10 protein-coding genes are annotated in these 15,587 nt (G+C 48.7%); 7 read left to right on the top strand and 3 right to left on the bottom strand.

Features of this window, described 5'->3' with window-relative positions; genetic code table 11:
* Positions 1-51 precede the first annotated feature (51 nt).
* The 5 genes from ligD to JQN73_RS20455 all read left to right on the top strand — a co-directional run bounded on the left by ligD (position 52) and on the right by JQN73_RS20455 (position 8,787).
* On the top strand, positions 52-2,709 hold the full coding sequence (gene ligD, locus JQN73_RS20475; RefSeq protein ID WP_205320760.1) for a DNA ligase D: 2,658 nt from the start codon (positions 52-54) through the stop codon (positions 2,707-2,709).
* Positions 2,710-2,921: 212 nt separating this feature from the next.
* Positions 2,922-3,149, top strand: coding sequence for a hypothetical protein (locus JQN73_RS20470; protein ID WP_205323541.1), 228 nt, complete (start codon positions 2,922-2,924; stop codon positions 3,147-3,149).
* 108 nt (positions 3,150-3,257) lie between these two features.
* Positions 3,258-5,027: a VRR-NUC domain-containing protein gene (locus JQN73_RS20465; protein ID WP_370551270.1), complete on the top strand. Its 1,770-nt coding sequence runs from the start codon at positions 3,258-3,260 to the stop codon at positions 5,025-5,027.
* Complete coding sequence (locus JQN73_RS20460; protein ID WP_205323492.1) at positions 5,024-7,297, top strand: ATP-dependent DNA helicase; 2,274 nt, start codon at positions 5,024-5,026, stop codon at positions 7,295-7,297. The genes JQN73_RS20465 and JQN73_RS20460 overlap by 4 nt, the downstream gene beginning before the upstream one ends.
* Before the next feature lie 215 nt (positions 7,298-7,512).
* Entirely contained in the window at positions 7,513-8,787 is a 1,275-nt protein-coding gene (locus JQN73_RS20455; RefSeq protein ID WP_370551269.1) for an NRAMP family divalent metal transporter, read from the top strand.
* A 302-nt stretch (positions 8,788-9,089) separates the two neighbouring features.
* Here JQN73_RS20455 and JQN73_RS20450 read toward each other — a convergent pair whose 3' ends face one another.
* Positions 9,090-9,566, bottom strand: a complete 477-nt coding sequence (locus tag JQN73_RS20450; protein WP_205320758.1) for a hemerythrin domain-containing protein — start codon at positions 9,564-9,566, stop codon at positions 9,090-9,092.
* 387 nt (positions 9,567-9,953) lie between these two features.
* Here JQN73_RS20450 and JQN73_RS20445 point away from each other — a divergent pair, with 387 nt between their 5' ends.
* Entirely contained in the window at positions 9,954-10,979 is a 1,026-nt protein-coding gene (locus tag JQN73_RS20445; protein ID WP_205320757.1) for a hypothetical protein, read from the top strand.
* A 382-nt stretch (positions 10,980-11,361) separates the two neighbouring features.
* Positions 11,362-11,565: a cold-shock protein gene (locus tag JQN73_RS20440; protein ID WP_168057001.1), complete on the top strand. Its 204-nt coding sequence runs from the start codon at positions 11,362-11,364 to the stop codon at positions 11,563-11,565.
* Positions 11,566-12,638: 1,073 nt separating this feature from the next.
* Here JQN73_RS20440 and JQN73_RS20435 read toward each other — a convergent pair.
* Entirely contained in the window at positions 12,639-13,799 is a 1,161-nt protein-coding gene (locus JQN73_RS20435; RefSeq protein ID WP_205320756.1) for a zinc-dependent alcohol dehydrogenase, read from the bottom strand.
* Between the two features lie 416 nt (positions 13,800-14,215).
* Positions 14,216-15,577 (bottom strand): CHASE3 domain-containing protein, encoded by a 1,362-nt coding sequence (locus tag JQN73_RS20430; protein ID WP_205320755.1) that lies wholly within the window; start codon positions 15,575-15,577, stop codon positions 14,216-14,218.
* Positions 15,578-15,587 lie beyond the last annotated feature (10 nt).

Raw genomic sequence — 15,587 nt, 5'->3', positions numbered from 1 at the left:
CCCAGACTCATCGCGTTAAGGACCTGGAATATTAAAATACGGGAGATCGTCATGGCACGTTCCGATCCGTTGAAGATTTACAAAACCAAACGTGATTTTAATAAAACAACAGAACCTCAGGACGGCGGTGACACCGTCGGGTCTGGTTTTGCCTTTGTTGTGCAGAAACACTGGGCCACGCGTTTGCATTACGACTTCCGGCTTGAATTCCAGGGCACTATGCGGAGCTGGGCGGTGCCTAAGGGACCAAGTTTTGATCCTAAGGATAAACGCATGGCGGTGCAGGTTGAGGATCACCCGATTGCGTATAACCAGTTTGAGGGTGAAATTCCGGCCAAACAATACGGCGCCGGTAAAGTGATTATTTGGGATAGGGGTATCTGGCAACCGCTTGATGACCCGGAGATCGGATTGCGTGACGGTAATTTAAAATTTTCGCTGCAGGGTCATAAATTGCACGGGAACTGGGCGCTGCTCAGGATAAAAAATAGAGACGATACCGACACGGCGTCCGATAAGAACAAAAAGCCAACATGGTTACTGATCAAAGAAAAAGATGCGTTTGCGCGGCCAGCCTTGGACTTCAGTGTGGTCGATGAAATGCCGGATAGCGTCGCAAAATTGCCGCCGCCGACATCCAAAAACACCACATCGCCAAAAAGCGCCCTTAAACCCAAGAACGTCACCACCGCCAATCGCGACGCCGCGAACGCCACTAAAAAGGAACGCAAACCCCAGTCACCACTTGCTACCAAAAAGTCCGTGCCCATAACAACAGAAAAAACAGAAAAAATATCAGGTTCAAAAAAAATTGCCATGCCTTCTGGTGCGATAAAAGCGCCACTTCCACCTAAATTGGTTCCGCAACTGGCAACGCTGGTAGATAGCGCGCCCGCTGATTCCGAAGACTGGCTGTATGAAATAAAATACGATGGGTATCGATTATTGTCCCGCATTGATGGAAAAAAGATTTCCCTGATCACACGCAACGGCCATGATTGGACGGAAAAACTGCCGGCGTTGGCCGAGGCGCTGAGAGAGGCCAAACTCCCTAACGGATGGTATGACGGTGAAATCGTCATGCCGGGTGAAAATGGCATTCCTGATTTTCAGGCGTTACAAGGTGCCTTTGACGCAAAAAGGACGCAACGCATTGTCTATTTTTTATTCGATCTTCCATTTTCCTCCGGATTTGATCTACGCCAGGTCCCTCTGATGGCGCGGCGAACGATCTTACAATCTTTGCTCGAAAAGAATAACTCACAAACGATCCGCTTTAGTGAAAATTTCGAGGCAATTGGCGCGGATATTGTGAAATCTGCTTGTCAACTCGGAATGGAGGGAGTGATTGGCAAAAAGCGGGACGCACCCTACCTTAGTCGTCGCTCCCCGGACTGGATTAAACTCAAGTGCAGTCACCGACAGGAGTTTGTCATCGGCGGCTATACCGATCCACAGGGAAGCCGGTCCGGTCTGGGAGCATTGTTACTTGGGGTACATGATGCCGATGGAAAATTGCGTTATGCAGGCAAGGTAGGAACAGGTTTTGATGAAAAAACCTTGCGCTCGCTAACAGCCGCATTGACCGCAATAAAGAGTGAGAAATGCCCGTTTAACGCCGTGAGCGATGTACGGCCCGAAGGGCATTGGGTCAAGCCAGAATTGTTAGCGGAGGTCTCGTTCGCAGAGTGGACCAAAAGCGGACGGATAAGACATCCGGTTTATCACGGATTGCGCAGTGATAAACCGGCACGATCAATCGTGCGTGAAGTTCCAAAGCATGTGGAAGAGAAGCTCGGCGCTTCGTCTGCGCTACCATCTTCGTTGAAGATTACGAATCCAGAACGTGAGGTAGATTCTGCCAGCGGCATCACCAAAATCGAGCTTTTGCGATTTTATGCTCTGGTAGCGCCATTGATGATGCCTCACCTTAAAGGACGTCCCGTGTCGCTGATGCGCGCCCCTGATGGTGTGGGAAAACAGGTTTTTTTCCAAAAACATTTAGCCATCGCGCAGATGGCTGGCATTGCACAGCTGGCGGCCGACCTTGATCCTGATCATGAGCGCTTACTTGAGGTTGCGCGACCCGAGGGACTGTTGTCGGCGGCACAGATGAATGTGGTCGAGTTTCATACCTGGAATGCGATCAAGACCGCAATCAACAAACCGGACCGCATGACCTTCGATCTTGATCCGGGGGAGGGCGTGGAATGGGGAACCATGCAAGAATCAACCTTGCTCGTCAAAGCGCTCCTCGATCAGTTAGGACTGACATCGTTCGTGAAAACTAGCGGCGGGAAAGGCTTCCATATCGTCGTGCCGATTGCGAAGCGGCACGGCTGGGAAACTGTCAAGGCATTCTCACGCGCTATCGTTGCGCATCTGGTCTCAGCAATACCAACGCATTTTGTGGTGAAAAGTGGCCCGCGTAATCGCGTCGGAAAAATCTTCGTCGACTATCTTCGTAATGGTTTTGGGGCCACCACCGTATGCGCATGGTCTGCGCGCGCCAGGCCGGGAATGGGCGTCTCGGTACCGATCGCATGGGACGAACTGAATCACGTGACCGGTGGAGCGCACTGGACCATCCGCACCATTCATACTCGTCTCGATCAAGGGAATATTCCTTGGGACAACTATGCCACCTCTGCGCAAGGCTTGGCGGCCGCAATGCGCAAACTAGGTTTCAAGCCGGATGCGACGGAGTAAATTGGAGAGTTTCGTCCAGGGCGCTAAGGTAGAACGAATCGCTTCCGCTGAGCTGTATCGTCGCAGCGCCGAACATCCAGAAGTTAAATCCGGCTGTTGCGGGTGGCAAAAACAGGTCGTCAAAAAGAGACAAAACTAGTTTTACTGTATATCCATACAGTTGTTATGGTAAGCTATGGTTTCGATGTTAAGAATCTTAGGGATAACCCGCTATGACAACCTCTCATTCCATTACTCACGAGACTACCTTTCAACCAAACCCTGCGATGGTGGGCTTGCGTATCGGAATCGGCGGGCGCGAAATTTCGATATCGCGCGACAATCGCAAGCGCTATTACACACCGAATCCCATCATTGAGTGGAGAACAGGCCTTGCTCCGGGGTATCTCGAATTACTGTTTCTTCGGATATGGTTAATTCGCTTGTGTGCAGCACGGTAAAAATCCGCTATCTGGTGCGGTCTCTTGCGGTCTCCCGCAGTCTCTCGCGACGTCTCGTTATTTCGCTATACTAAGTATCTACGCCCGAAACGTTTTTGCGTTTCCTAAATGACTGCTCTGGCGAAAAAACATCAATATGTTGGCGCCGTCGGGCGTCCGCAAAATGTCGGAACTATTTTTCAATCGAAAATGGCGAAGTTGCTCGAAAATCGTTTTTATTATCTTGATAACTTTCAGCTTGTTCTGACTTGGGTTGCGCAACGCTACGACGACCTTTTAAGGCATGAAGAGCGGCAGTTCATTGAACATTTCCATTCGCTGCCTCGAGCGTCCAGAGCGCTATTAACACGCATGGTAATGCGTAAAGGTGATTTGTTTCGTTCGGATAAATTAATATACGACGAAATCGGGGTAGTCGATGCCGCAATGGCACCACTTGTCGCATGTGGATGGGTCGACGACAGGCCCTTACTCGACCTTGAAGCATTGTTCGGCCAGTTAAAGAAATCCGAAATTACCCATATCTTTGGGTCGGATCTTTTAAAAACGGCCAATCGAACGCCGACCAAAACGGAACAACTGTTGGCGTTGCGTACTACCGCTCAAGGCCAACAGTGCTTCTCAGGTTGGTATCCGCAGTCGGTGGAGTGCGTCTATCAGCTTCGTATCAGCGCAATTTGCGACGATATCAAGTTGTTGTTTTTCGGGAATCTTCATCAGGATTGGACTGAGTTCGTGCTCGCCGATCTCGGCGTGTTTACCTATGAAAAAGTGGCTTTTACGTCGTCCTCACGCGGGTTTCAAAGTCGACAAGACGTCGATGATTATCACTACCTCTTTCAATGCCGCGAACGTTTCCTGGAGGGCGAGGATCCGGAGGTGGTGCTGAACGATATACCAAATGCTTGTTATAGCAACACGTTACTGGAAGCGCGACGCAACAAGCTGCTGTTTCAGATAGGACAGCATTACGAAAAAAACAAAGCGTATGGCGCTGCCGTTGCTGTGTATGAGCGTAGTAATTATTCCGGCGCAAGGGTCCGTGCAATTCGGTCGATGGAGCGATGTGGTCAATTTGGATTGGCTCTCGCGCTGGCTGAAACCGCTCAGTGCCATCCAGAAAGCGAAGCAGAAAAACAGCAGCTTGCACGTATACTCCCCAGGTTAAGTCGTCAGTTAGGTCGACCTAAAGAACCAACGATTGCCAAAATTTCGCATCAACGCATCGACTTGTCAATATGGCCAGCGATTGCGCCAGTATCCGTAGAAGAGCACGCCAGGGATCATTTGGAAAAAATCGAACAAAGGCAAGTAGACTCGCCTGCGTTCAACGCGCAGTCGCGGGTTTTTTATGTGGAAAATGGTCTGATTAATTCTTTGTTTGGTCTACTTTGCTGGAGTGCGGTTTTTGCGCCGATTCCGAATGCTTTTTTTCACCCCTTTCATACCGGACCGGTTGACCTGCAGAGCCCGGATTTTCACCAACGTCGCGAGCAGCAATTTGGTGAGTGTCTGCGACAGCTGGATACCGACCAATATCTTTCCACCATACGGCAATGCTTCAAGGAGAAAGCGGGAGTGCAGTCGCCGTTTGTGTTCTGGCATCTATTGACCGACGAATTGCTTGATCTGGCGCTACTATGCCTGCCCGCAGATCATTTAAAACGATGCTTCGAGCGGGTTTTGTCAGATATAAAATCCAACCGTGCCGGAATGCCGGATTTGATCCAGTTCTGGCCAGATCAAAAAACATACCGCATGATTGAGGTGAAAGGGCCGGGAGACAGGCTGCAAGATAACCAGTTACGATGGCTGGACTATTGCGCGAAGCACCAGATGCCGGTTGCGGTATGTTACGTCCAATGGGCGGCGTCATGACATACGTGGTGGCGGTTCGTAACTTATGCGAATTTACCGCCAAATGCGGCGATCTTGATTTACGTTTCACGCCATCCCCCTCGGCACAGGACGGCATCGCTGGTCACGGAATCGTTCGAGCGCGCCGCAAAAAATCCTATCAGTCGGAGATATCGCTTTCTGGGGAAGCACACAATTTGCGTGTTACCGGGCGGGCCGATGGTTATGATCCAGACAAAAATCAACTCGAAGAAATCAAGACATATCGTGGCGACTTTAATCAGATACCGAACAATCATCGCCAGCTGCATTGGGCGCAGGTAAAAATCTACGGATGGTTGTTTTGCCAGGAACGTGGCCTTTCTGAAGTGCGCCTGGCGTTGGTCTATTTTGACATCGGCAGTCAGCAGGAAACGGAGATAGCCGAGCTGCATACGGCAGACGCTCTAAAGATTTTCTTTGACAATCAATGTGAGCGATTTTCAGATTGGGCGGATAGGGAGCTCTTACACCGCGCGTCAAGAGACCAGGCGCTAAACGCATTGCAGTTTCCGCATGCCGTTTTCCGCCAGGGCCAACGCGCATTGGCCGAAGATGTTTACCGCGCCACGACGAGTGGCCGATGCCTGATGGTGCAGGCACCTACAGGCATCGGAAAAACCATCGGCACCATATTTCCGACTTTGAAGGCCTGTCCCAAACAAGGCCTGGATAAGATTTTTTTCTTAACGGCCAAAACCTCCGGCCGTAATCTGGCTTTGGATGCGCTGAAATTAATTAAAAACAGCGCCTCCGCACTACCGCTTCGCGTACTTGAGTTAGTGGCACGCGATAAAGCCTGTGAATATCCAGACAAAGCTTGCCATGGTGATTCTTGTCCGCTCGCCAAAGGTTTTTATGATCGTTTGCCGATGGCACGTAAATCTGCCGTTAGCGCCCATGCGATGGATAAAGCGGCCATTCGTGCGGTGGCGCTTGAGCATCAGGTGTGTCCCTATTATTTGAGTCAGGATCTGGTGCGATGGAGCGACGTGGTGGTGGGTGACTATAACTACTACTTTGATTTGAATGCGATGCTATATGGACTCACCGTTGCAAACCAATGGCGAGTCACTGTGCTGGTTGATGAGGCGCACAATATGGTAGAGCGTGCGCGCCAAATGTATTCGGCCGAACTAGAGCAGGGCGATCTCAAACGCGCGCGGCGGGACTCACCGCCAGGACTCAAAAAAACACTTGAGCGTTTCAACCGTCAGTGGAATGCGTTACACAAAAATCAGACAACTCCCTATCTGGTGGTAAGCGCTATACCGCCAGCTTTTATCAATGCAATGCAGCAGACCATCAGCACAGTGTCTGAATATCTGAATGATACCCCTGTCGGCCTTGATTCCTCTTTATTGCGGTTCTATTTTGACTTGCTCCATTTCTCTCACATGGCGGCGCTGTTTGACTCTCATTCTTTATTCGATGTATCTAAAAATACCGAGGTATCAGGATCGCGGGCTATCCAAAGCGGGGTAAGTCTTTGCCTGCGAAATATTATTCCAGGGCCTTTTCTTGCCCAGCGCTTTGCCGCAGCGCGCTCGGTCATTTTGTTCTCCGCTACGTTGACTCCATCAAATTTCTATTCTGATACCCTCGGGCTACCAGCCGATACGGCATGGATCGACGTGCAGTCGCCGTTTGGTGCGGAACAATTATCTGTGCATATCGGCGATATCTCCACGCGATATAAAGATCGTGAAAAATCATTGGAACCGATCGTCGGGCTAATGGGTAATACCTACAACAAAATGGAAGGGAACTACCTCGCTTTTTTCAGCAGCTTTGATTACCTTCAAAACGTAGCGGACCTTTTTGCAAACCGATATCCGGACACGCCTGTATGGATACAGTCGCGCCGCATGGGAGAGTTGGAGCGTGAACAGTTTTTGGCGCGTTTCTCATCCGGTAGCAAGGGCATTGGATTTGCCGTACTGGGTGGAGCCTTCGCGGAAGGTATTGACCTTCCCGGGGACTGTCTGATTGGCGCGTTTATTGCCACCCTTGGATTACCGCCGCTCAATCCCGTTAATAACCAGATGATGCAATGTATGAGTGCGACTTTCGGGTCCGATCTCGGTTATGACTATACCTACCTGTTTCCTGGCATTCGCAAAGTCGTTCAGGCAGCTGGCCGAGTCATCAGAACCCAGCTTGATCGCGGAACCATACATTTGATCGATGATAGATTTACAGACCCCAAAATTGTTCGTCTTTTGCCAAAATGGTGGGCGCTTGAAAATTAGTCGTCGCTATTTCCACTTTTAAGCGAACCGGTCAATTCGGCCATTTAAAAGAAATTTCTATATGCAACGCTATTTAACCGCTTAAGGCGCATCAGGCTTTAAGGTTAATGATCGTTGTATTTTTTCGTCACAGTGGATATGTATTTTTTTGCTTTTGTCGTATTATTTTGCTGGATAGCACAATTGCCTTTTCAAAACGAGGGGAGAATATTCCAGTGGATAGCACTAGCGTCGAACCTGAAAAAACCTGGATTCAAAAACTCGGTCCTGGACTGATTACCGGTGCTGCTGATGATGATCCTAGTGGCATTGCCACCTACTCCCAGGCAGGCGCCCAGTTTGGCGTAAATATGCTCTGGACGCTGGTACTCACCTATCCTTTGATGGTGGGAATTCAAATTATCAGCGCCAAAATAGGTCGTGTAAGCGGGCATGGTCTAGCCACCAATATTCGTCGGTATTATCCACCATGGCTGCTTTACGTCATCGTGGGGCTGTTACTGATTGCCAACACCATCAACATTGCTGCAGATATTGCAGCAATGGGAGAAGCGCTGAAGTTGCTGGCTGGCGGCCCGGCACATCTATTTGCGCTGGGATTTGGCATTTTGTCGCTCATCCTGCAAATCTTTGTTCCTTACAATCGCTATGTTCGCGTGTTGAAATGGCTTACGCTGGCGCTATTGGCCTATGTGGCGACCGCGTTCGTTGTCCACATTCCCTGGACGCACGTGCTAGAAAAAACGTTCCTCCCCAGCTTAAGCTGGAAGCCAGAATTTATTACTTCGGTCGTGGCGATATTCGGCACGACCATCAGCCCGTATTTGTTCTTTTGGCAAACGTCCCAAGAGGTGGAAGAGCAGATAGCCGATGTACGGGCCAAACCTTTGAAAATCGCCCCTGAGCAGGCACCTGCAAATTTTCATCGCATAAAGATTGATACATTCGTCGGAATGGGTTTCTCTAATATTGTTGCATATTTCATTATTCTAACCACAGCGGTAACCCTGAATCAACATGGCATAACAAATATTCAAACCTCTGCGCAAGCGGCCGCCGCATTGCGTCCCATTGCCGGAGAATTTGCGTTCTGGCTCTTTAGCGCAGGCATCATAGGCACCGGACTTTTAGCCGTTCCTGTGCTGGCAGGGTCCGCGGCGTACGCAATGGCAGGTGCTTTTCGGTGGAAGAATAGCCTTGAACTAAAGCCCATGATGGCGAAAAAATTTTACAGCATCATTGCGATTTCGACGTTACTCGGAGTTGCACTTTGCTTTACCCGCATCGATCCAATTAAGGCGCTGTATTGGAGCGCAGTGCTCAATGGCGTCATTTCGGTGCCGATTATGTGCGTGATGATGTTGATGGCAACGCGGTCAGAAGTGATGGGTGTGTTCGTTATCAGCACGCGACTAAAAACGTTAGGTTGGGTGTGCACAGCCGTCATGGCGATTTCGGTTATAGCTATGTTTTACGCTATGTTGAAGTAACCAAGGACGACGCCGAATTGTTTTTATCAGCCTGTTGTTTTACGCGGCTTTTGAATATTGTTCCGCCCGTTGGCAGTACAACTGTCATGAGGACACAGCCGGTAATGGCGGAAGAGCGAGGAGAAAGGATAGGGCGGTATCGCAACTAGTGTTTTCGCAATACCGCCCATACATGCATCAGGACTAATTTAAGGACTAATCTGACCAGTAAGCCATCCCGTCAAAGAGCCGGGTTGACGGACGCAGGTGGAGAGCTGAGAGATAGCTCCCGGCGAGCGTCTAGTTGCGGTTGAAATTTGGTTCTAGATACCCTCCGCAGATAACTGGTCTTTTCGCTCTATCATTTGATCCCTTAAATCAACGAGGTTTAGATGTGACTTTCTCGCTTCCGGAAACATTTCACCTTCTTCTTCCTTTACATGGTGATCGATCTGTTCAGACAAGACCTTTACCTTGGCATCGAACAGCTCATCGTCTGCCGACATCGCCTGTAGTTGGGCGATCAGTTCCTTGGCGCCGGCATGTTCAACGACGGCTTCATTAACCAAGGGAGGCCCTTCTTTTAACGCCCGTCGAACAGCTGGATAAAAAATCTCTTCCTCTATGACGCAATGCTCGCTCAATGCAGAACATATCTCGTCCGCCAAATTTTTCTTGCCAACGTAGGCATTCTCGCCCAATCCCTCATATTTTTTAAACATTGCTTTCACCGTGTCGTGATCATGCACAAGCATGGTGATGGCATCTTTGAAGCGTGGTTTATTTTCGCTGGTGTCCATGTTGCTCCTTTGAATAAAGTAAAGCAGTGGCGAAGATAGTCTCCCGTTGATGAATTTAAATGTAGAAGACCATTTAAAAAAAGTAAAGCCCGCTGCGTGCGCATTTAGTTACCCGCTCGTATCATTTTGCAGAGCGATCGAGGCACAGCGTCAAGCGATAAGAAAACCATGGCAGAGTCGTATCGGTGTTTCGCCGTTTCCTACAGAAAAATCAGTGTTTCGCCGATATCTGCTAACTACAGGGGCCGATAATCTCTAACCGTAATTTGGGAGCGGAACGTTTTTTCGTGCGGTTGGGCACAAAATCTGCCGTACGCCGAGCTAGTAGGTTTCCGCCGAGTAGCATCAATTTAATTTCATTTTTTTAGACATATTGAGGAGAGTCAGATGGATGCTCAACCCAGAGTTGCCGGTTTAAATCCGCTCGAAGTTGATAGGGGCTATGCTGCCTTTGATGGGAATAATTCTGGTGTTTCGTGGGCCGCGGTATTTGCCGGTGCTGCCGCTGCGGCGGCCTTATCTCTCGTGCTATTTATTCTGGGCGGTGGTCTAGGATTATCTGCGGTGTCGCCCTGGTCAACCAATTCCGTACCTATGGGCAAGGCCACGATCATCTGGCTCGCGTTCACCCAACTCGCTGCCGCTGGAATCGGCGGTTATATGGCAGGTCGCCTTCGCGTGAAATGGTCGAGCGTGCACACCACAGAAGTCTACTTTCGCGATACCGCGCACGGACTATTAGCATGGGCTGTGGCAACTTTGCTGACCGCTTTGTTCGTGACCGGTGCATTACGTGCCGTCACGAGTGGCGCGATTGATGTCGGCGGTGCAGCGGCAACAACCGTGGGTGCCACAGTGGGGGCGAGCGCTAATTCGGTGAGCTACTTCTCAGATATGCTGTTGCGGCCAAATTCAGCTAACAACGCAACCACCATGTCCACCGACAATGCCAGTTCAAACCCTAACGCTAATGTGAGTACGAACGGGAATGGCGCAATGCCAACGGGTACCAGTGCAACGGGAACGCTTGCGATGCCTTCGTCAACCGCCGGACGAATCGGCGATAACGCCCCCCTGCGTGCTGAAGTAGTGCGAATTTTTGCTAACGATCTTCGTACCGGCAGCTTGTCGCCCGATGATAAGCAATATTTGTCGCAGCAAGTTTCCCAGGTGACTGGTATGTCCAGAGCCGATGCCGACAAGCGCGTGGATGATGTTTATGCACGCATGTTAAAAGCAAAAACAGATACCGAAAATGCTGCCAAACAAACGGCTGATACCGCTCGTAAAGCCGCCGCGCAGTCAGCATTGTGGATTTTTGTAGCGCTATTACTGGGAGCGTTCTTCGCTAGCTTGATGGCGACGATGGGCGGAAAGCAACGTGATCGGGTCTGGGAGCGGGCGGCACGGTAGGCTTGCATCTCACCTTTTTCTCGTCAGACTACTTTTGAACAGCGCACCATCTTACATTTTTTTACCGGAGAACATTATGGGCTCAATACTTCTATGGCTTATTGGCATTCCTATTCCGATTATCATTTTGCTTGCCTTGCTACATTAGTTTTATTGTCGTCTCAGTGATCATTAATTCAAACCGCTCGAGCGATTGCCGCCAAATAAAGAAGCCTTGCGGCAAGTTGCAGGAACATGGGGATGAATGATTTTGAGTGACTTTAAAACAGGAGAATAGTGACAGGCCACAATATGTGGCCTGTAATTAGAGGAGAGTTAAACAGATATCGCTTCACTGATGTCACATTAGCTCGTTCGGTGTTTTGACTTGGAAGGATGCATTATGGCAACGGGTACCGTCAAGTGGTTCAATGACTCAAAAGGCTTCGGCTTTATTACCCCAGACGACGGAGGGGAAGATTTGTTTGCTCACTTCTCCGCAATCCAAATGGGGGGATTTAAAACTTTAAAAGAAGGACAGAAAGTAACGTTTGACGTTACGCAAGGCCCCAAGGGAAAACAAGCCTCAAATATTCAAAATCCTTAACGCACGCCAGGTACAAAATCCAGTACCTGCTCATGACTAGGCTCACGTTCGGGACGGAGGGTGAGCCTTTTTAATCTGCTGTAAAACTATTGAGACACAGTAACGAAAGTAGACGAAAACCTTTCGCACACAGAACAATATTTCAAAATCATTAATACGCAAGGTGTAACTCGGCGGTTCATAATCTGCAACAAGATTATCCTGTTGGTTGTACTGAATAAAGTAAGCCGATCTTCAATTTTTATTGAAACTTTGTAGGGTTTATTGAGTCTGAATTGTGGTGGTTTGAATTGCGCTTCTCCTTCCCATTCGTCAGAAATTATAATAAATTGTTTAACCTGGTCTGTCTTCACTCGGCCCAAATCATATTCCGCCGTCTCTGATTTCTTCAGAGCACAAAAAAATAAAAATTGTAGGTGGCCCCCAATCATCTTGTTTGAAATGGAATGAATTATGCCTCGTGGCCCATTGTTTCGCGAAGAAGATAAATTTTTACAACGCCCTCATCTAAACCAGGATATCCCAGGCCCAAATTTATCCCCCAACTTAGACCCCAATATCGCTGAGAAGGAAGTGGCTAAAAAAGGAGGGCAGCATGACGCGCTGTGGAATCGCATGAATGCAGCGATGCGCTTATCATGTCAGCAAGTCAGACCGCAAAAGAAACGATAATTTTTTGTTCCTTTGCGCCGTAAATAAGCATGCTGTTGGGGCCAACAGCAACGAGATAACACATGAGGTTTTTGAGAAGTTTTTGGCTCAAAAGCCAAAGGTGACAGATAAATAATTGAATGCAATATCGATTAATTATAAAATCCGATAATGTCCTCGAAGAGCTTGTCCGCAAATTCTGCATGATTGGCCTATTCACGATCAGAGCGCAATAGAGCGAGACAAAGCACCGCTATCACCGGAAAAGCCTTCTCTGCCACGCTATTACTGCGTCTTCACCTTACTTAGGTTGCGGGCAGAGGAGGCTCACGTCCACTTAATCAACCATTGTCCCCCTAGAGCTGCTTGTTCACATGTTCCCGTTGCGTACCCGTGCCTAATCGGGAGACGCAAAAGCAGAATTATGGCGACAACACAATCTTTCGACATTCATCTTCTTTCTTATCGAACATACGATATCCGGTCGGCGCTTCTTCGAGCTTCATCCTATGCGAAATAATAGTTTCAGGGCGCAGCTTTCCCGCTTCAATAAATTCCAATAATTCCGGCATAAACCGTTGCACATGCGTTTGTCCGGTCTTAAACCCAATGCCCTTCTCGAAAACATCGCCGAAAAGGAACCCATGAATGAACCCGGCATACACACCGGGGACACTGACCATGCCGCCGCGGCGCACAGCGGCGATGCACTGACGCAAGGCATTACCGCTACTGCCTTCAAGTTTCAACGTCGCCATTACGGTCTCGATAGTGCTTCCCTTGGCTTCAAAACCGACGGCGTCGATCACGGCGTCCACGCCGCGATACGAGGTATTGTCGATAATGAATGCGGCCGGATCGACCTCATCAAAATTGACTGGGATCACGCCATATTGGGCACGGGCAAATTCAAGCCGGTAGGGATGATGATCCACCATAAATATACGATCAACACCCAACATGCGCGCCGATGCGGCGGCCATTTGCCCAACCGGGCCAGCACCAAAAATCGCCAGAGAAGATCCCTCGCCAACGTTGGCGTTCAATACCGCTTGATAGCCGGTCGGCAAAATATCGCTCAGAAAAAGAACCTGTTCGTCGGCTAAAGTGTCAGGAATTTTGATCGGTCCGACATTCGCTTTCGGCACTCGCACATATTCTGCTTGTCCGCCAGGGACGCCGCCATAGAAATGGCTGAAACCAAACAGCGCCGCGCCGGATCGCAAGCTCTTTTTGTTCATGATGGTACCGCGGTCCGGGTTGGTGGTTTCGCAGGCGGAGAACAAATGCATATCGCAAAAAAAACAGCTACCGCAGGCAATTACGAAGGGAACTACCACTCTGTCGCCTTTTTTTAAATTTGTCACGCCGGGGCCTGCATCGACAACAATTCCCATAAATTCATGTCCAAGAATGTCCCCTTCTTTCATTCCTGGTACTTTGCCGCGATAAAGATGCAAATCAGATCCGCAAATGGCGGTCGCCGTTACCTTTAATATTATGTCGTCCGCCTCCTGGATAACAGGGTCTGGTACGGTATCGACTTTGACGTTATTGCTCGAATGATAGACCAGTGCTCGCATAACAGTTCTCCTGATAATAGGTTAATTTGCTAAATACGCGCTTCCGTATCGCGCAGCGAATGTTGATATTTTGCTGTCAAATTATTATCTTAAAATTTTTACGGGGATCGTACGATCAGTCGACGGATTTAATACGCGTAGGAGGAGACCTACATTGATCAAATATCCTGTACTTAATATTTGCCGGGTGAGTCTGATCACGGTTTTGGTATTAGAAGCGTGAAGAAACAGTTGCCGCTACGCAGTGAGCCGTATTAGCTTCCTTAGAGAAAGGGCCGGAAAGTCGCGGTTCGCAAAAATCGATGGTCTGCTGACCAAGTCGAATATTTGGCGCTGGAATATTGACTGCCTCGGTCCGAATAGAGAATCAACTCGGGCGCGCCAGAAGGGAAACCCGCTTTCCGATCAAAGATGGGTCATGAAGCTGGGATGAAAGCCTCAACTGAAGTTCCACTGGCGTCCTTGCGACGACCGATGGCGAAGGTTCCTCCTAACAACAGGACCCGCTCTCGCATTCCTAACAATCCGTGCGATTTTGGCTTGGTAATCGCATCATCTGGAATGCCTATGCCGTTATCGAGTATTTGCAACCAGATTCCGCCTGGACTTCGTTTTAATGTAATTTTTATAGTGGAAGCGTTAGCGTACTTCATAACATTATTGAGCGACTCTTGTACTATGCGAAACAAGGCAATCGCCCAGGCCGGATCGATATTGTCAAAATCTTCCGTGATATCCGTTTCATAAATGAGTCCCGCCATGTTAGTGATATTTTCACAGTGGTTTTCTATTGATGCACTCAAGCCTAAATTGTCCAACATACTCGGTCGTAAATTTTCTATGATGCGGCGCTTGACGCTTACCGTTTCTTGCAAGGCCTCTTTAGCTCTGAGTAATTTATTGGCGATTGCCGGCGCGGTTTTTTCCAACTCCGATGTGACATTCGATAACGTCATGCCAATTACGGTTAAAGTCGATCCCATTTCATCGTGTAGTTCACGCGCCAGTTGTGCTTTTTCGTCTTCTGAAACTTTTAACAGATGCCGGGATAATACGGACAGTTGCTCAGTCCGGGAAAACACTATGGACTCCAGATTTTCATTCGTCAGTTTTAGTTGATTTTCTACAACACGCTGTCTGGTGAAGTTCGTTTGGATCATCCGGTAAAACAAAATGAGAATGATTAATCCGAGACAATTGATGCTAGTCCCGACCCACAATGCGCGATTGAATTCCAGATAGAAGCGACCACGTCTCGACGCCAATAATTCCAATTCATCTTTTTCCATGACAAATTCGAGTGCGCGCACTTCGTCCATGATTTCTTTTCCTTCGCCGATTTTTACTCTCTTGACAATGTCCTGCAAACCTCCGGTTTCAAATAATGAAACCCCTTCGTCAAATTTTTTGAGCTTCCGATCAAATAAGATGCGCAGACTGGCGAGGTATCGTTGCTGGGTGGGATTGCCATCAGTCAACGTCGCTAAGGTAGAAAATTCCGGATCTAATTGTTCTTTCGCGGTCCTCCATGGAATGAGGAAGGATTGGTCGCCCGATATGTAATATCCGCGCAGGCTGCTTTCTGCGTCAATTATCAATATATTAATATTCTTAAGGTGATCCTTAACGCTCCAACTACGCTCCATCTCCTCATTATTTTGTTTCAGATTCTGTAGGTTTTGATAATTATTGATGGCTATTCCTGCAAACATCAATAGGCAAATCACAAACAGAACCATTACATACCCCGGTAGCGACGCAGAAGTAATTTTTTTCACTTGGATTGCC

Origin of the sequence: Glaciimonas sp. PAMC28666 (assembly GCF_016917355.1) — a bacterium.
Classification (GTDB): Bacteria; Pseudomonadota; Gammaproteobacteria; order Burkholderiales; family Burkholderiaceae_D; genus Glaciimonas.
This window is presented reverse-complemented; position numbering and strand designations above follow the sequence as displayed.